General features: G+C 77.6%; 1 protein-coding gene (only partly in view). It reads right to left on the bottom strand.

What is annotated here, in order from left to right:
• A protein-coding gene (locus tag ACFVUY_RS07845; protein ID WP_387728118.1) for a type I polyketide synthase crosses the window boundary here: on the bottom strand, positions 1–19,757 show its 5' portion. It extends 18,001 nt beyond the left edge of the window; only the first 19,757 of its 37,758 coding nucleotides appear in the window; it begins with the start codon at positions 19,755–19,757; its stop codon lies off the left edge, out of view.

Here is a 19,757-nt window from a genome sequence, read left to right as displayed (position 1 = left end):
AGCAGCGCCTGGGCCTCGATCGGGTCGCCGAGCCGGGTGCCGGTGCCGTGCGCCTCGACGGCGTCCACGTCCGAGACGGTCAGCCCCGCGTTGGCCAGCGCCTGGCGGATCACCCGCTCCTGCGAGGGCCCGTTGGGGGCGGTGAGGCCGTTGGAGGCGCCGTCCTGGTTGATCGCGCTGCCGCGCACCACGGCGAGCACCCGGTGGCCGTTGCGGCGCGCGTCGGAGAGCCGCTCCAGCACCAGCACGCCGACGCCCTCGGACCAGCCGGTGCCGTCCGCCTCGGCGGAGAACGGCTTGCAGCGGCCGTCCGCGGCGACGCCGCCCTGCCGGCTGAACTCGGCGAAGATCTCCGGTCCGGCCAGCACCGTGACACCGCCGGCCAGCGCCATCGCGCACTCGCCGCCGCGCAGCGCCTGGGCCGCGAGGTGCAGGGCCACCAGCGAGGAGGAGCAGGCGGTGTCCACCGTGAGGGCGGGGCCCTCCAGGCCGAAGGTGTACGACACCCGGCCGGAGATCACGCTGTTCGAGGTGCCGGCGAGGACGTGCCCCTCGGCGGTGGTGGACAGGTCGGTGCCGATCCCGTAGTACGAGGTGCCGGCGCCGAGGAAGACGCCCACCTGCTCGCCGCGCACCGCGGTCGGGTCGATGCCGGCGTCCTCGAAGGCCTCCCAGGCGGCCTCCAGCGAGAGCCGCTGCTGCGGGTCCATCGCCAGCGCCTCGCGCGGGGAGATCCCGAACAGGGTGGCGTCGAAGCCGGTGGCGTCCGCGAGGAAGCCGCCGCGCAGCGCGTACGGCGCGTCCGCGACCTCGGCCTCCCAGCCGCGGTCGGCGGGGAAGTCGGTCATGCCGTCGCCGCCCTCGGCGAGCAGCCGCCACAGCCGCTCCGGGCTGTCGGCGCCGCCGGGCAGGCGGCAGCTCATCCCGACGATCACGACCGGGTCCTGGTCGGTGGCCGTCGCGGCGGCCAGGACGGGCGCGGGCAGGTCACGGCCGCCGAGCAGTTCGCCGAGCAGGTACTCGGCGAGCGCGGCCGGGCTCGGGTGGTCGAAGACCAGGGTGGCGGGCAGCCGCAGGCCGGTGGCGGCCTGCATCCGGTTGCGCAGTTCCACCGAGGTCAGCGAGTCGAAGCCGGCCTCCTTGAAGGCGCGGCCGGCCGCGACGGCGTCCGGGGAGGCGTGGCCGAGCACCAGGGCGGTCTGCTCCCGGACCAGGTCGACCAGCAGCGGGAGCCGGCCGTCCGGCCGCACCCCGGCGAGCCGCTGGGTGAGGCTCGCGGCGGTCGGGGCGTCGCTGGCCCGGCGCAGCGCGGCGCCGGCCAGCGAGCGGAGCACCGGCGGCGGTCCCGCCGGGTCGTTGCGCAGCGCGGTCACGTCGAGGTTGGAGGTGACCAGGTGCGCGCGGGGCACGGTGCGGGCGACGTCGAACAGGGCCATGCCCTGCGCGGTGGTCAGCGGGGCGCCGACCCTGGCCGCCCGGGCCAGGTCGGCGCCGGTGAGGTGGCCGGTGATGCCGCTGGACTCGGCCCACAGGCCCCAGGCCAGCGAGACGCCGGCCAGGCCGCGGGCCCGCCGCTGGGCGGCGAGGGCGTCCAGGAAGCCGTTCGCGGCGGCGTAGTTGCCCTGCCCGGGCGGGCCGAGCACGGCGGCGACGGAGGAGAACAGCACGAACATCGCGAGGTCGCGGTCGGCGGTCAGCTCGTGGAGGTGGAGCGCGGCGTCCGCCTTGGGGCGCAGGACGGTGGCGAGCTGTTCGGCGGTGAGGGCGGTGACCACGCCGTCGTCGACCACGCCGGCGGTGTGGATGACGCCGGTGAGCGGGTGTTCGGCGGGGATCGCGGCGAGCACCGCGGCCAGCGCCTCGCGGTCGGCGGCGTCGCAGGCCGCGACGGTGGCCTCGGCGCCCAGTTCCCGCAGTTCGGCGACGAGTTCGGCCGCGCCCGGGCTGTCGGCGCCGCGCCGGCTGAGCAGCAGCAGGTGCCGCACGCCGTGCTCGGCGACCAGGTGGCGGGCCAGCAGCCCGCCCAGGGTGCCGGTGCCGCCGGTGATCAGGACGGTGCCCTCGGGGTCGAGCGGCGCCGGGACGGTGACCACGTTCTTGCCGACGTGCTTGGCCTGGCTGATGTGCCGGAACACGGCGGGCGCCTCGCGGACGTCCCACGCGGTGATCGGCAGCAGCCGCAGCGCACCGGACTCGAACAGGCCGAGCACCTCGGTGAGGATCTCGCCCATCCGCTGCGGGCCGGCCTCGGAGGGGTCGAAGGCGCGGTAGCGCACGCCGGGGTGGTCGGCGGCGACGCTCTCGGCGTCGCGCGGGTCGGCCTTGCCCATGTCGGCGAAGCGCCCGCCCTCGGCGAGCAGCCGCAGCGAGGCGTCCGTGAACTCGCCGGCCAGCGAGTTGAGCACCACGTCCACGCCGCGTCCGCCGGTGGCAGCCCGGAAGGACTCCTCGAAGGCGAGGTCGCGGGAGGAGGCGATGCGGGCGTCGTCCAGACCGGCGGCGCGCAGCGCGTCCCACTTGCCGGGGTTCGCGGTGCCGTACACCTCCAGGCCCAGGTGGCGGGCCAGTTGGACGGCGGCCATGCCGACACCGCCGGCCGCCGCGTGCACCAGCACCGACTCGCCGGGCCGGGCCGCGGCCACGTCCACCAGCCCGTAGTAGGCGGTCACGAAGACGACCGGCATCGAGGCGGCCTCGGTGAAGGTCCAGCCGGCCGGGATCCGGGCGAGCCGGCGACGGTCGGCGACGGCGACGGGGCCGAAGCCGCCGGGGAACAGGCCGAAGACCCGCTCGCCGGGGGCGAGGTCGGTGACCTCGGCGCCGACCTCCAGGACGACGCCGGCGCCCTCGGAGCCCAGCTCGGCGCGCTCGGGGTACATGCCGAGCGCGAGCAGCACGTCGCGGAAGTTCACGCCGGCCGCGCGGACGCCGATCCGCACCTCGCCGGGGCCGAGCGGCCGCTCGGCGGTGTCGGCGGGCAGCAGCCGCAGGCTGGTCAGGATGCCGGGCTCGGTGGGGTCGAGGGTCCAGGCGGCGGCGTCCTCGGGGACGGTCAGCGCGGCGGAGGCGGGCACGCGCACCAGCCGGGGCGCGTACAGGGCGCCGCCGCGCGCGGCGAGCTGGTTCTCCCCCAGCTCCACCGCCCGGCGGACCTGCGCCCAGTCGGCCGAGCCGTCGTCGTCGAGCAGCAGGACGCGGTCCGGGTGCTCGGACTGGGCCGAGCGCAGCAGGCCCCACACCGCGGCGCCCGCCGGGTCGGCGGGCTCCTCGCCCGGGTGGACGGCCGCGGCACCGCGGGTGACGACCACCAGGCGGTCGGCCTCGTCCCGGTCGCCGGCCAGCCAGCGCCGGGCGGCGTCGAGCGCCCCGGCGGTGGCGGTGCGGGCCCGGGCGGCGTCGTCCGCGCCGGTCGCCTCGACCCGGTGCAGCACCAGGGCCGCGCGGGCGTGGCCGGCCTCGACGGCGGACAGCTCCGCCACCGGGCACTCCTCGGCGGCGGCGCCGGTCGGCAGGGCGCTCCACTCGACCGCGAACAGCGCGTCGCCGGCCTCGGCGCGGCGGCCGTCCGGCTGACCGGTGGGCGCCGCCCGCAGGGTCAGCGAGCGGACGTCGGCCACCGGTGCGCCGGTGGCGTCGGCGACCCGGATCGAGATCGCGTCCCGGCCCGCGGGGGCGAGCCGGACCCGGGCCACGGAGGCGCCGGTGGCGTGCAGGGTCACCCCGGACCACGCGAACGGCAGCGGCGTCGCGCCGGCGTCGTCGAGGAACCCGCCGACGGTGGTGGCGTGCATGGCCGCGTCGAGCAGCGCCGGGTGGACGCCGTAGCCGGCGGCCTCCTCGGCGGCGCCCGCCGGGAGGGCGATCTCCGCGTAGACGGCGCCCTCGGCCCGCCAGGCCCGGCGCAGCCCGCGGAAGACCGGCCCGTAGCCGTAGCCGGCCTCGGTCAGCCGCTCGTAGTAGCCGTCCAGTTCCACCGGCTCGGCGTCGGCCGGCGGCCAGGCGGAGAGGTCGTACGGTTCGGCGTCCGTCCCGGCGGCCAGGGCGCCGGAGGCGTGCCGGGTCCAGCCGGCCGCGCCGTCGGGCTGGGCGTGGACGGCCACCGGACGGTCGCCGGCCGCGTCCGGGTCGCCGACCCGCACCTGGATGCGGACGCCGCCGGTGGCGGGGACGGCCAGCGGGGCCTCGACCATCAGCTCGCGCAGCGCGGTGCAGCCGACCTCCCGGCCGGCCCGCAGCGCCAGTTCCACGAAGCCGGTGCCGGGCAGGATCGCCGTGCCGCGCACGGCGTGGTCGGCCAGCCAGGGCTGGGCGGCGAGCGACAGCCGGCCGGTGAGCAGCGCGCCCTCGCCGTCGGCGAGCGGCACGGCGGCGGTCAGCAGCGGGTGCTCGGTCCGCAGCAGGCCGGCGCCGGTCACGTCGGCGCCGGACCGGCCGGGGCGCAGCCAGTAGGGCCGGCGCTGGAAGGCGTACGGGGGCAGGGTGATCCGGCGGGCGCCGCGGTCGGCGAGGACGGCGGACCAGTCCACCGCGGCGCCCCGGGTCCAGGCGGTGGCGACGGCGGCCAGCAGGGTCTCGGCCTCGGGCCGCTCGCCCCGGGAGGCGGGCACCAGTGCGGCGTCGTCGCGGCCGGTGGCGTCCAGGGTGAGGCGCGCCATGGCGGTGAGCACCGCCTCCGGGCCGAGCTCCAGGAAGCGGGTCGCGCCCTGGCCGGCGAGCCAGCGCACGCCGTCGGCGAAGCGGACGGCCCCGCGGACGTGCCGCACCCAGTAGTCGGGGGTGCAGATCTCCTCGGCGCCGGCGGCGGTGCCGGTGAGGTTGGAGACCACCGGCAGGCGCGGCGGGTGGTAGGCGAGGCCCTCGGCGACGGCGCGGAACTCGGCGAGCATCGGCTCCATCAGCGCCGAGTGGAAGGCGTGCGAGACCCGCAGCCGGCTGGTCCGGCGGCCCTCGGCGCGCCAGTGCCCGGCCAGGTCGGCGATCGCGTCCTGCGGTCCGGAGACCACGATCGCCCGCGGGCCGTTGACGGCGGCGACGTCGACCCCGTCGTGGGTGGCGAGCGCCTCGGCGGCCCCGGCCTCGTCGATCTCGACGGCCAGCATCGCGCCGCCGGCGGGCAGCGCCTGCATCAGCCGGCCGCGCGCGGCGACCAGGGTGCAGGCGTCGTCCAGTGAGAGCACGCCCGCGACGTGGGCGGCGGCGATCTCGCCGATGGAGTGGCCGAGCAGGAAGTCGGGGCGCACGCCCCAGTCCTCCAGCAGCCGGAACAGCGCCACCTCGAAGGCGAACAGCGCGGCCTGGGTGTGGACGGTCCGGTCCAGCAGGGCCGCCTCGGGGGTGTCCGCCTCGGCGAACATCACCGCGCGCAGCGGGTGGTCCAGCTCGGTGTCGAGCCGGGCGCAGACGGCGTCCAGGGCGTCGGCGAACACCGGGAAGGCGGTGTAGAGGGCGCGGCCCATGCCGGGGCGCTGGGAGCCCTGGCCGGAGAACAGGAACGCCGAGCGGCCGTCGGCGCTCTCGCCGCGCAGCACGCCGGGCGCCTCGGCGCCGGTGGCCAGCGCGCCGAGGCCGGCGAGCAGGCCGGTACGGTCGGCGGCCAGGACGACGGCGCGGTGCGCCAGGCCGGTGCGGCCGGTGGCCAGTGCCAGGGCGATGTCGGCCGGGTCCGGGTCGGTGCCCGTCCCCGCGTCGGCGAAGCCGTGCAGCCGCTCGGCCTGGGCGGCGAGCGCGGTGGGGTCGGCGGCGGACAGCAGCCACGGCAGCGGCGCCCCGGTGGCGGGTGCCGCCGGGCCGCGGGCCGCCGTCTCCTCGACGGGGGCGCTCTCCAGGATGACGTGGGCGTTGGTGCCGCTGACGCCGAAGGAGGAGACGCCGGCCCGCAGCGGTCGGCCGTTCTCGGGCCAGGCCCGCGTGGCGGTCGGCAGCTCGATCGCGCCGGCCGACCAGTCCACGTGCGGTGAGGGCGCGTCCAGGTGGAGCAGGCCGGGCAGCTCGCCGTGGCGCATCGCCATGACCGTCTTGATCACCCCGGCGACGCCGGCGGCGGCCTGGGTGTGGCCGATGTTGGACTTCACCGAGCCGAGCAGCAGCGGCCGGTCGGCCGGCCGGTCCTGGCCGTAGGTGGCCAGCAGGGCCTGGGCCTCGATCGGGTCGCCGAGCCGGGTGCCGGTGCCGTGCGCCTCGACGGCGTCGACGTCGGCGGCCGTCAGTCCGGCGTTGGCGAGCGCCTGGCGGATCACCCGCTGCTGGGCGGGGCCGTTGGGCGCGGTGAGGCCGTTGGAGGCGCCGTCCTGGTTGACCGCGCTGCCGCGCAGCACGGCGAGCACCCGGTGCCCGTTGCGGCGCGCGTCGGAGAGCCGCTCGACCAGCAGCATGCCCACGCCCTCGGCCCAGCTGGTGCCGTCCGCCGCCGCCGAGAACGGCTTGCAGCGGCCGTCGACGGCGAGGCCGCGCTGCCGGCTGAACTCGATGAAGGAGTCGGGCGACACCATCACCGTCACGCCGCCCGCGAGGGCGATGCCGCACTCGCCGGAGCGCAGTGCCCCGGCCGCCATGTGCAGGGCGACCAGCGAGGAGGAGCAGGCGGTGTCCACCGTGATGGCGGGGCCCTCCAGGCCGAAGGTGTACGCGAGCCGGCCGGAGGCGACGCTGGTCGTGGTGCCGGTCAGCACGTGGCCCTCGACGCCGTCCGGCAGCTCCGCGCCCTGCCCGTAGCCGGAGGAGGTCATGCCGACGAAGACGCCGCCCTGGCTGCCGCGTACGGCGGTGGCGTCGATGCCGGCGTCCTCGAAGGCCTCCCAGGCGGCCTCCAGCAGCAGCCGCTGCTGCGGGTCCATCGCCAGGGCCTCGCGCGGGGAGATCCCGAACAGGCCGGCGTCGAACTCGCCCGCGCCGGAGAGGAAGCCGCCGGAGCGGACATAGGTGTGCCCCTGCCGGTCGGGGTCCGGGTCGTAGAGGCCCTCGACGTCCCAGCCGCGGTCGGTCGGGAAGCCGACGATCGCGTCCCCGCCGGCCGCGACCAGCCGCCAGAGGTCCTCGGGGCCCTCGACGCCGCCGGGGAAGCGGCAGCTCATGCCGATGATCGCGATCGGCTCGTCGGTGGCGGCGGTGGCCGTCGCGGCCGGGCCGGAGTCGAGCCCGCCGACCAGGTAGCGGGTCATCTCGCCGATGGTCGGGTGGTCGAACACGGCGGTGGCGGGCACCGCGGTGCCGGTGCCCGCCGCCAGGCGCTTGCCCAGCTCGACGGCGGTCAGCGAGTCGAAGCCGAGGTCCTTGAAGGTCCGGCCGGTCTCCAGGCCGCTCGGGTCGGCGTGCCCGAGCACCGCGGCGACCTCGGCGCGGACGACGGCCAGGGTCTCCCGCTCGCGCTCGGCGGCGGACAGTGCGGCGATCCGGCCGCCGAGGGCGGCCGCGCCGTCGGTGCCGGCGGCGGCCGCGGCGGTGCGCGGGCCGGGCAGGTCGGCGAGCAGCGGGCTGGGCCGGGCGGAGGTGAAGGAGGCGATGAAGGTCGGCCAGTCGACGTCGGCGACGACGACGGTGCTCTCGTCCCGGTCGACGGCCCGGTCCAGCGCGGCCAGGGCCAGCCCCGGGTCCATGGCCGGGATGCCGCGGCGGCTCAGGAAGTCCGCGCCGCGGCCGTCCGGGCCACCGGACCACGGGCCCCAGGCGACGGAGGTGGCCGGCAGGCCGAGCGAGCGGCGGTGCTCGGCCAGGGCGTCGAGGTAGCTGTTGCCGGCCGCGTAGGCGGCCTGGCCGCCGCTGCCCCAGACCCCGGCGATCGAGGAGAACAGCACGAAGGCGTCCAGCGGCACGTCCGCGAGCGCGGCGTGCAGCCGGGCGGCACCGGCGGTCTTGGCGGCGAGGACGGCCGCGAACTCCGCCGGACCGGTCAGCTCCAGGGCCTCGGTCGGGCCGACCTCGGCGGTGAGGACCACGCCCGCGACGGGGTGCTCGGCCAGCAGCGCGGCGAGCGCGTCGGCGTCGCCGAGGTCGCAGACGGCCACGGTGGCCGGGGTGCCGGCCCCGGTCGACTCGGCGGCGAGGTCGGCGAGTTCCCCGGACGGTGCGGAGGCGACCAGCAGCAGGTGCGCCGCGCCGCGGCCGGCCGCCCAGCGGGCGGCCTGGCGGCCGAGGGCACCGTCGGCTCCGGCGACCAGGACGGTGCCGGTCAGCCGCCGGCCCTCGCCGGCGGGCGCGGGCTCGGGGGCGCGCAGCAGCCGGGCGGCGTAGGTCCCGGAGGAGCGTACGGCGCTCTGGTCCTCACCGGTGGCACCCGAGAGGAGGGCCGCGAGGCGCCGACCGGCGCGCTCGTCGAGCACCGGCGGCAGGTCGATCAGGCCGCCGGTGCGCTCCGGGTGCTCCAGCGCCAGCGACCGGCCGAAGCCCCAGAGCTGGGCCTGCACCGGGTGGTCCAGCCGGTCGGCCCGGCCGGTGGAGACGGCGCCCCGGGTCAGGGTCCACAGCGGGGCGGTGATCCCGGCGTCCCCGAGCGCCTGCACCAGCGTCAGCGACACCGCCAGGCCGGCGGGCAGCACCGTCCCGGGCAGCGGCTCCTCGGCCAGGCCGGCCAGCGAGACCACGCCGGCGAACGGCTCGGCCGCGGGAAGCGCCGGGCGGAGGGTGTCGGCCAGCGCCGTACGGCCGACGGCCGGGTCGGCCACGACCAGGGTCACGGTCTGCGCACCGGCGGTGCGGATCGCCGCGACCACCTCCTCGGCGGCGGTCTCCTCGGCGGCCACCACCAGCCAGGTGCCGGTCAGGGCGACCGCCCCGCGCGGGGCGTCCACCGGCTTCCAGCCGATCCGGTAGCGCCAGGAGTCCAGCGTCGAGCGGTCCCGGCGGCGGCGCCGCCAGTCGGCCAGCGCGGGCAGCACCGAGCCGAGCAGCTCCGGCGTGTCGTCCAGCCGCAGCGCCTCGGAGAGCTCGGCCAGGTCCTCGCGCTCGACGGCGTCCCAGAACCGGACCTCGGCCGGGTCGCCCTCGGCCACCGGGGCGGCGGCCTGCTCCAGCCAGTAGCGCTCGCGCTGGAAGGCGTAGGTCGGCAGCTCGACCGGGCGGCCGGCGGGCAGCAGCGTGGTGAAGTCGACGGCCACGCCGGCGGTCCAGGCCTCGGCCAGGGCGGTCAGCAGCTGCTCGGGGCCGCCCCGGCCGCGCCGCAGCGTGCCCAGCACGGCCGTCGCGGCCTCGACCGCGTCGGCGGTCTCCTGCACGCCCACCGTCAGCACCGGGTGGGGGCTGCACTCGACGAACACCGCGCGGCCGCTGCCGAGCAGCGCGCGGGTGGCCTCCTCGAAGCGCACCGGGGAGCGCAGGTTGTCGAACCAGTACCCGGCGTCCATCCGGGCGGTGTCGATCGGGGTGCCGGTCAGCGTCGAGTAGAGCGGCACGGTGGAGGTCACCGGGGCGACCTCGGCCAGCTCCGTCAGGATGCGCTCGCGCAGCCGGTCGACCTGGGCGGAGTGCGAGGCGTAGTCGACGGGAATGCGGCGGGCCCGCACATCCCGCTCCTCGCAGAGCGCCATCAGCGCGTCCAGCGCGTCCGGTTCGCCCGACACCACCGTCGAGGACGGCCCGTTGTACGCCGCCACCGAGATCCGGCCCTCGAACGAGCCGATCAGCTCCTCGACCACCGCGCTGCCCGCCGCGACGGACACCATCCCGCCACCACCGGCCAGTTCGACGATCGCCCGGCTGCGCAGCGCCACCACCTTCGCGCCGTCCTCGACGGACAGCGCACCCGCGACCACCGCCGCGGCGATCTCACCCTGGGAATGGCCGATCACCGCCGAGGGCTCCACACCGTGCGCCCGCCACACCTCGGCCAGCGACACCATCACCGCCCACAGCACCGGCTGGACCACGTCCACCCGGTCCAACTCCGCACCCTCGCGCAGCACCTCGGTCAGCGACCAGTCCGTGAACGGCGCCAACGCCGCCTCACACTGCGCCAACCTGGCCGCGAACACCGGTGAGGCCTCGGCGAGCTCCCACGCCATGCCCACCCACTGCGAACCCTGACCCGGGAACACGAACACCACGTCACCCGGAACCACCCGACCCCGGACCACACCCTCGCCGCCGAGCACCGCGAGGCCGTCCAGCAGCGCCTCCCGCTCCGCACCCAGCACCACCGCACGGTGCTCCAGACCCGCCCGCGACAGCAGCGCGGACCCCACGTCCGCCACCCCGAGCTCCGGACGCCCCAGCACGAACTCCCGCAACCGCTCCGCCTGCGCGCCCAGCGCGGCCGGCGTGCGGCCCGACAGCAGCCACGGCTGCACACCGCCGGCCTCCGCCGGCTCCTCGGCCGCCGTCGCGGGCGCGGCCTCCAGGATCAGGTGCGCGTTGGTGCCGCTCATGCCGAACGAGGAGACGCCCGCCCGGCGCGGGCGACCGGCCTGCGGCCAGGGACGCGCCTCGGACAGCAGCTCCACGGCGCCCGTCGCCCACTCCACGTGCGGGGACGGCGCGTCCACGTGCAGGGTCGCCGGCAGCACGCCGTGCCGCATCGCCAGCACCATCTTGATCACACCCGCCACCCCGGCCGCGGCCTGGGTGTGCCCGATGTTCGACTTCACCGAGCCCAGCCAGAGCGGCCGGTCCGCGAACCGGTCCTGACCGTACGTCGCCAGCAGTGCCTGGGCCTCGATCGGGTCGCCCAGCTTGGTGCCCGTGCCGTGCGCCTCCACCGCGTCCACCTCGGCGGCCGACAGCCCGGCGTTGGCCAGCGCCTGGCGGATCACCCGCTCCTGCGACGGGCCGTTCGGCGCCGTCAGACCGTTCGACGCACCGTCCTGGTTGACGGCGGTGCCGCGCACCACCGCGAGCACCCGGTGCCCGTTGCGGCGGGCGTCGGAGAGCCGCTCCAGCATGACCAGGCCGACGCCCTCGGCCAGCCCGAAGCCGTCCGCACCCGAACCGAAGGCCCGGCAGCGGCCGTCCTCGGACAGTCCGCGCAGTCGGCTGAACTCGATGAACAGGCCCGGGGTGGACATCACGGCGGCGCCGCCGGCCAGGGCGAGGTCGCACTCGCCGCCCCGCAGCGACTGGACCGCGAGGTGCAGGGCGACCAGCGAGGAGGAGCAGGCGGTGTCGACGGTGACCGCCGGGCCCTCCAGGCCGAGCGCGTACGCCACCCGGCCGGAGGCGACGCTGCCCGCGCTGCCGGTGACCCGGTAGCCCCCGTAGTTCTCCAGGGCGTGGTCCATCCGCGGGCCGTACTCCTGGGTGGCGACACCGGTGAACACGCCGGTGGCGCTGTGCCGCAGCGTGGCCGGGTCGATCCCGGCGCGCTCGACGACCTCCCAGGCCGTCTCCAGCAGCAGCCGCTGCTGCGGGTCCGCGGCGGCCGCCTCGCGCGGCGAGATGCCGAAGAACGCGGCGTCGAACAGGTCCGCGTCGTACAGGAAGCCGCCCTCGCGGGTGTACGAGCGGCCCGGCTCGTCGGGGTCCGCGTGGTACAGCCGGTCGAGGTCCCAGCCGCGGTTGGCGGGCAGGGTGGAGATCATGTCGCCGCGTTCGGCGACGACCTGCCACAGCTCCTCGGGCGAGCCGATGCCGCCGGGGAAGCGGCAGCCCATCGCGACGATCGCGATCGGCTCGCCCGGGGCGGCGGTCGCGGCCCTGGCCGCGGTCGGCGCCGGGCCGGTGCCGGTGGCGTCGGTCAGCAGGGCGAGCAAGTGGTCGGCGAGCGCGTTCGGCGTGGGGTGGTCGAAGGCGACGGTGGTGGGCAGCCGCAGGCCCGACGCCGCGTTCAGCCGGTTGCGGAACTCCACCGCGATCAGCGAGTCGAAGCCGAGCGCCTTGAACGCGCCGTCCACCGCGATCCCGGCCGGGTCGGCGTGGCCCAGCGCGGTCGCGGCACTGGAGCGGACCAGGTCCAGCAGGGTGCGGCGGCGGTCGGCGGCGGGAAGCACGGTCAGCCGGTCGGCCAGGCCGCTCGCCGCCGCGGCGGCCGACGCCCGGCGCAGCGGGGTGCGGATCAGGCCGCGCAGCACCGCAGGGACGGCCTCGGCGCGGCCGGCCGCCTCGGCGACGGCGATCCGGGCCGGGGCGATCAGCGGGCGGCCGTCGGCGAGGGCCGCGTCGAAGAGCGCGAGGCCCTGCTCGGCGGTCATCGGTGCCAGGCCGCCGCGGACCAGGCGGGCCCGGTCGGCCTCGCCGAGCCGGCCGCCCATGCCCTCGCCGTGCGCCCAGAGGCCGGAGAGCAGCGCCTGGGCGGGCAGTCCGAGGGCGTGCCGGTGCTGGGCGAGCGCGTCGAGGAAGCCGTTGGCGGCGCCGTAGCTGCCCTGGCCGGCGGCGCCGACGGTGCTGGCCAGCGAGGAGAAGAGCACGAACGCGCTCAGGTCGAGGTCGCGGGTGAGCCGGTGCAGGTTCCAGGCCGCGTCGGCCTTGGGGCGCAGCACCGCGTCCAGCTGTTCGGGGCGCAGCCGCTGCACGGAGGCGTCGTCGACCACGCCGGCGGCGTGCACCACGGCGGTGAGCGGGTGCTCGGCCGGGACGGCGGCCAGCAGGGCGGCCAGGGCGGCCGGATCGGCCGCGTCGCAGGCGGCGGCGGTGACCTCGGCGTCCAGCCCGGCGGTCAGCTCCGCGAGTTCCGCGGCGGGCAGGCCGCGGCGGCCGACCAGCAGCAGGTGGCGGACCCCGTGCGCGGTGACCAGGTGCCGGGCCAGCAGGCGGCCGATGGCGCCGGTGCCGCCGGTCAGCAGGACGGTGCCGTCCGGGTCGAACGGGGTGCGGGCGGGCTCGGCCCCGGCGAGCGGGGCGGGTCCGGCCTTGACCAGCCGCGGCGCCAGCAGGCGGCCGGCGCGCAGCGCGAGCTGCGGCTCGTCGCCGGCGAGGGCGTCGCGCAGGGCCTCGTCGGTGGGCCGCTCGCCGTCGTGGTCGAGGATCAGGATGCGGCCGGGGTGCTCGATCTGGGCGCTGCGGGCCAGGCCGAGGACGGCGGCCGCGGCGAGGTCGCGCACCTCCTCGTCCGGGCCGGCGGCGAGGGCCTGCCGGGTGAGCAGGACGAGTCGGGAGTCGGCCCGGCCCTCCTCGGCGAGGAAGGCCTGGATCAGTCCGAGGGCGCTGCGGGTCAGGGCGTGCGCGCTCTCGGCGGGGGCGTCGGGGTCGCCGGTGACCGGGACGAGGACGGCCTCGGGCGCCGGGCCGCCGTCGAGCGGCGGCAGGCCCTGGGCGAGGTCGGCCGGGGCGGTCCGGACGGCGCCACCGGTGGCGGTGGCCGCGGTGGCGGCGGGGATCCAGTCGAGCCGGTGGAGCGGGTCGGCGGTGCTCCGGCCGGCGGCCGACCGCTCCGGGTCGACGGCCCGCAGGACGAGCGCGTCGACGTCCAGGACGGCGGCGCCCGCCGGGTCGCTCAGCGTGACGGCGTAGCCGCCCTCGGGGCCGGCGGGCGCGGCGTGCACCCGGACGGCGGTGGCTCCGGCGGCGTGCAGCCGGACGCCGGCGAACGAGAAGGCGAGCCGGGTGGTCGCCGGGTCGCCGTCGAGCAGCAGCACGTGCAGCGCGGCGTCCAGCAGCGCCGGGTGGATGCCGAAGCCCTCGGTCGGGAGCGTCTCGGGGAGGGTGATCTCGGCGAACAGCTCCTCGCCGCGCCGCCAGGCGGCGGTCAGGCCCTGGAAGGCCGGGCCGTAGGCGTAGCCGCGCCCGGCCAGGCCGGGGTAGGCGTCCTGGACCGTGAGCGGGACGGCTCCGGCGGGCGGCCAGGCGCCCTGCGGTGCGGGCGCGGCGGCCGGCCCGGCGATCAGCGCGCCGGTGGCGTGCCAGGTCCAGGGGCGGTCCTCGGCGGCGGCCCGCGGGCGGGAGTGGACGGTGACCGGGCGGCGGCCCGCCTCGTCCGGCGGCAGCAGCACCACCTGGATCTGGACGGAGCCGTCGGCCGGGAGGACCAGCGGGCTCTGGAGGGTGAGCTCCTCCAGGTGCGGGTGCCCGCAGCGCAGGCCCGCGTGCAGCGCGAGGTCGACGAGCGCGGAGCCGGGCAGCACGACCGCGCCGTTGACGACGTGGTCGGCGAGCCAGGGCTGGTCGGCGGTGGCGAGCCGGCCGGTGAGGACGAAGGTGTCGTCGCCCGCGAGGGTGACGGCGGCGCCGGCCAGCGGGTGGTCGGCGGGGTCGAGGCCGAGACCGGTGGCGTCGGTCGAGGCGGTGCCGGGCGCCAGCCAGTACCGCTCGCGCTGGAAGGGGTAGGTGGGCAGCGGGACCCGCCGGGCGGAGCCGGGGAAGGCGTCCGCCCAGTCCACCGCGACGCCGGCGACGTACGCCTCGGCGAGCGCGCCGAGGAACCGCTCGGGGCCGCCGTGGTCGCGGCGCAGGGTGCCGAGGGCGGCGCCGCCGCGGCCGTCGGCCTCCAGCGTCTCCTGGACGCCGACGGTGAGCACGGGGTGCGGGCTGGACTCGACGAAGGTGCGGTGGCCGGCCGCGAGCAGCGCCCGCACGGTGGGCTCGAAGCGCACCACCTGGCGCAGGTTGCGGAACCAGTAGTCGGTGTCGAGTGCGGTGGTCGCCAGCAGGCCGCCGGTGACGGTGGACCAGAAGGCCGTGTGGCCTTCGCGCGGCTCGATCCCGGCGAGGGCCTCGGCCAGCTCCTCGCGCAGCGGGTCGACGGCCGGCGAGTGCGAGGCGTAGTCGACCGGGACGCGCCGGGCGCGGATGTCCTGGGCCTGGCACTGGGCGACGAACTCGTCGAGGGCCTCGGCCTCCCCCGCGACCACGGTGGCGGACGGGCCGTTGTGCGCGGCGACGGTGATCCGGCCGTCGAAGCGGGCGATGCGCGCCTCGACCTCGGCGGTCGGCAGCGGGATCGACGCCATGCCCCCGGTGCCCGCGATGGCGCGCAGGTAGCGGCTGCGCAGGGCGACGATCCGGGCGGCGTCGGCCAGGGTGAGGCCGCCGGCGACGTGCGCGGCGGCGATCTCGCCCTGGGAGTGGCCGATCACGGCGGCGGGGACGACGCCGGAGTGCCGCCAGAGCTTCGCCAGCGACACCATCACGGCGAACAGCGCGGGCTGCACCACGTCGACGCGCTCCAGCGAGGGGGCGCCGGGGGCGCCGTGCAGCACGTCGATCAGCGACCAGTCGGTGTGGGGGGCGAGGGCCTCGGCGCACGCGGTGAGCTCGGCGCGGAAGACCTCGGAGGAGGCGTACAGCTCGGCGGCCATGCCCTCCCACTGGGAGCCCTGGCCGGGGAAGACGAACACGGGGCCGTCGGGGGCGCCGGCCGTGCCGGTAGTCAGGTTGGCGGCGGGCAGTTCCCGGGTCAGCGCGTCCAGGCCGGTCAGCAGTTGCTCGCGGTCGGCGGCGACCACCACGGCGCGCCGGTCGAAGGCGGCCCGGGCGGTCAGCGACAGGCCGAGGTCGGCGAGGGAGGCGGCGGCGGCCGGCCCGGCGCCGGTGCGGACGGCCTCGGCCAGCCGGGCGGCCTGGGCGCGCAGCGCGGCCTCGCCGTGGGCGGAGAGCGGGAAGGGCAGCGGGCCGGTGGCGGCGGGGGCCGCCGGGGCGTCCTGCGGCACGCTCTCGACGATCATGTGGGCGTTGGTGCCGCTGATGCCGAAGGAGGAGACCGCGGCGCGGCGCGGACGTCCGCGCTCGGGCCAGTCCCGGGCCTCGGTCAGCAGCCGGACGCCGCCGGCGCTCCAGTCCACCCGGCTGGAGGGGGTGTCCGCGTGCAGGGTGGCCGGGAGCGTCCCGTGCCGCATCGCCTGCACCATCTTGATGATCCCGGCGACGCCGGCGGCGGCCTGGGTGTGCCCGATGTTGGTCTTCACCGAGCCGAGCCAGAGCGGGTCCTCGGCGGCGCGGTCCCGGCCGTAGGTGGCCAGCAGCGCCTGGGCCTCGATCGGGTCGCCGAGGGCGGTGCCGGTGCCGTGCGCCTCGACGGCGTCCACGTCGGCGGCGGCGAGTCCGGCGCCGGCCAGCGCCTGGCGGATCACCCGCTCCTGGGAGGGGCCGTTGGGTGCGGCGAGGCCGTTGGAGGCGCCGTCCTGGTTGATGGCGCTGCCGCGGATCACCGCGAGCACCGGGTGGCCCAGCCGCTCGGCGTCGGAGAGCCGCTCCAGGGCCAGTAGGCCCACGCCCTCGCCCCAGCCGGTGCCGTCGGCGCCCTCGGCGAAGGCCTTGCAGCGGCCGTCGGCCGACAGGCCCTGCTGCTTGCTGAACTCGATGAACATGCCGGGCGTCGCCAGCACGGTGGCGCCGCCGGCCAGGGCCATGTCGCACTCGCCGAGGCGCAGCGACTGGGCGGCCAGGTGCAGGGCGACCAGCGAGGAGGAGCAGGCCGTGTCGACGGTGACCGCCGGGCCCTCCAGACCGAGCACGTAGGCGATCCGGCCGGAGGCGACGCTCGCGGTGTTGCCGGTCAGCAGGTGGCCTTCGAGGTCGGCCGGGGCCTGGTGCAGCCGGGGGCCGTAGTCCTGGGCGGTGGCGCCGACGAACACGCCGGTGCGGCTGCCGCGCAGCACGGCCGGGTCGGCGCCGAGGCGCTCGACGGCCTCCCAGGCGGTCTCCAGCAGGAGCCGCTGCTGCGGGTCCATGGCGAGGGCCTCGCGCGGGGAGATGCCGAAGAACGCCGCGTCGAAGCGGGTCGCGTCGGTCAGGAACGCCCCGGCGGGGGTGAGCGTGCCGGTCGGGTTGCGGCCCTCGTCCGCGTAGACGCCCGCGATGTCCCAGCCGCGGTCCTCGGGGAAGCCGGTGACCAGGTCGCGGCCGTCGAGGACCGCCTGCCACAGCGCCTCGGGGGTGTCGATGCCGCCCGCGTAGCGGCAGCTCATCGCGACGATCGCGATCGGCTCGTCGCTCACGGCGCCGGGGGCGGGCGTCGCGGGCGCGACGGCGGCGGGCTCGCCGTAGAGCAGGCCGGACAGGTGCTCGGCCAGGCGCAGCGGGGTCGGGTGGTCGAAGACCAGGGAGTCCGGCAGCCGCAGCCGGGTGGCCGCGGCGAGGCGGTCGCGCAGTTCCACGGCGGTGAGCGAGTCGAAGCCCAGGTCGCGGAAGGTGAGCCGGGCGTCCACGTCGCCGGGGGTCTCGTAGTCGAGGACGGCGGCGACCTGGGCGCGGATCTGGTGCAGCAGCGCCCGCTCGTCCCGCCGCTCGGCGGCGGGTCCGGTCGGGGCCTCGGCCGGGGCCGGCGCGGCAGGAACGGGTTCGACGGCCGGACGGGCGGCCGTGTCCAGCCAGAAGCGGCGGCGCTGGAAGGCGTAGGTGGGCAGGTCGACCGGTCGGGGGGCGTGGCCCGCGAAGACGGCGTCCCAGTCCAGCGGCGCGCCGGCGGTGTACAGCCGGGCGACGGCGCCGAGCAGGGTCTCCGCGTCGTCGCGGTCCTTGCGCAGGGCCGGGGCCAGCAGGCCCTCGGCGCCGGCCTGCCGGGCCATCGCGCAGAGCACGCCGTCCGGGCCGACTTCGAGGAAGCGGGTGACGCCCTCGCGGTGCAGGGTTTCGACGCCGTCGGCGAAGCGGACGGCGTCGCGGACCTGCCGAACCCAGTACTCGGGGGTGGCGAGCAGGCCCGGCTGGGCGATCCCGCCGGTCAGGTTGGAGACGACCGGGATGCGCGGCTCGGCGAAGGTCAACTCCGCGAGGACGGCGGCGAATTCGGCGAGCATCGGCTCCATCAGGGCCGAGTGGAAGGCGTGCGAGACCGTCAGCCGGCTGGTCTTGCGGCCCTCGGCCTTCCAGCGCGCCGCGAACTCCTCGACCGCCTCGGTCGGGCCGGAAACCACCAGCGAGGTCGGGCCGTTGACGGCCGCCACGTCCAGCCGGTCGCCGATCGCGTCACGGACCTCCGCCTCGGTGGCCTGCACCGCCAGCATCGCCCCGCCCTCGGGCAGCGCGTCCATCAACCGCCCGCGCGCCGCCACCAGGGCGCACGCGTCCGCCAGCGAGAACACGCCCGCCACATGGGCGGCCGCCACCTCGCCGATCGAGTGCCCGAGCAGGAACTCCGGTGCCACGCCCCAGGATTCGAGCAGCCGGAAGGACGCCACCTCGACCGCGAACAGCCCGGCCTGCGCCCACACCGTACGGTCCAGATCCTCCGCACCCGCGAAGACGACCTCGCGCACCGACCGCCCGAGCCTCGCGTCCAGCTCCGCGCAGACCGCGTCGAACGCCGCCGCGAAGGCGGGGAACGCCTCGTACAGGCCCCGGCCCATGGCGACCCGCTGCGAGCCCTGCCCGGTGAACAGGAAGGCCGTGCGGCCCTCGTCCGTCTCCCCCGAGAGCACCCCGCGCACCGGCTCGCCGGCGGCCAGCGAGCCGAGGCGGCGCAGCAGTTCGTCCCGGCCGCGGCCGAGCACGGCGGCCCGGTGGCCGAAGGCCGCGCGAGTGGTGGCCAGCGAGTGGCCGATGTCGGCCGGGTCGGCGGCGGGAGCGGCCTCCAGGTGGGCGCGCAGCCGGGCGGCCTGCTCGCGCAGCGCGTCCTCGGTGCGGCCCGACAGCGGCCAGAGCACCGGCGCGTCGGCGTCGGCGGTCCGCTCGCGCGGGTCCTCGGCCCGGCCGGGCCACTCCGTGAGCACGACGTGGCAGTTGGTGCCGCCCATGCCGAAGGAGCTGACACCCGCGATCCGCGGGCCCTCGGGCCAGGGTTCGAGGGCGGTCTGCACCCGCAGGCCGAGGTCGTCCAGGGGGATGCGCGGGTTGGGCCGTTCGAAGTTGAGGCTCGGCGGGAGCTGCCGGTTGGCCACCGACAGGACGGCCTTGAGCAGGCCGGCCGCGCCGGCGGCGCCTTCGAGGTGGCCGATGTTGGTCTTGGCGGAGCCGACCCGCAGCGCGGCGTCGGGGGTGCGGCCGGCGCCGAGGACGGCGCCGAGGGCCGCCGCCTCGACCGGGTCGCCGACGGCCGTTCCGGTGCCGTGCAGTTCGACGTAGCGCACCGCGTCGGGGGCGATCCCGGCGCGCCGGTAGGCGGCGCCGAGCACGTCGGCCTGGGCGTCGCGGCTGGGGGTGGTCAGGCTGTCGCCGCCGCCGTCGTTGTTGACGGCGCTGCCGCGGATGACGGCGTAGATCCGGTCGCCGTCGGCGACGGCCCGGGCGACGGTCTTGAGGGCGACGACCACGCCGCCCTCGCCGCGGACGTAGCCGTTGGCGCGCTCGTCGAAGGTGTAGCAGCGGCCGTCCGGGGAGAGCGCGCCGAAGCGGGCCGCGCCGACGGTGCTCTCCGGGGCCGCGATCAGGTGCACGCCGCCGGCCAGGGCGAGGGTGGCCTCGCCGCGCCGCAGGCTGTCGGCGGCGACGTGCACCGCGACCAGGGAGGAGGACTGTCCGGCGTCGACGGTCATGCTGGGGCCGCGCAGGCCGACGGCGTAGGAGACCCGGTTGGCGATCAGGCCGCGCTGCAGGCCGGCCAGCGAGTGCGGGCCGATCTGCGCGGTGCCGCCGCGCTGGGCGAGGGTGGCGTAGTCGGAGGCCATCACGCCGACGAAGACGCCGGTCCGGCTGCCGCGCAGGGCGTCCGGCACGATCCGGGCGTCCTCCAGCGCCTCCCAGCTCAGCTCCAGCATGAGCCGCTGCTGCGGGTCCATGGCGGTGGCCTCGCGCGGCGAGATGCCGAAGAAGCCCGGGTCGAACCCGTCGATCCGGTCGAGGAAGCCGCCGCGGCGCGGGACGTCCCGCTCGGCGAGGTCGCCCCGGTCGAGGGGGACGTCACCGATCGCTTCCACGCCGTCGCACAGCAGCTCCCAGAAGGCGCGCGGGTTCGCGGCGCCCGGCAGTCGGCAGGCGAGTCCTACGACGGCGATGGCAGCGTCATCGGCATGGACCTCAGGCAT

Source organism: Kitasatospora sp. NPDC058063 (assembly GCF_042885395.1).
GTDB lineage: Bacteria > Actinomycetota > Actinomycetes > Streptomycetales > Streptomycetaceae > Kitasatospora > Kitasatospora lactacystinica.
The sequence above is the reverse complement of the archived record's forward strand: the minus strand, read 5'-3'. Positions and strand labels throughout refer to the sequence as shown.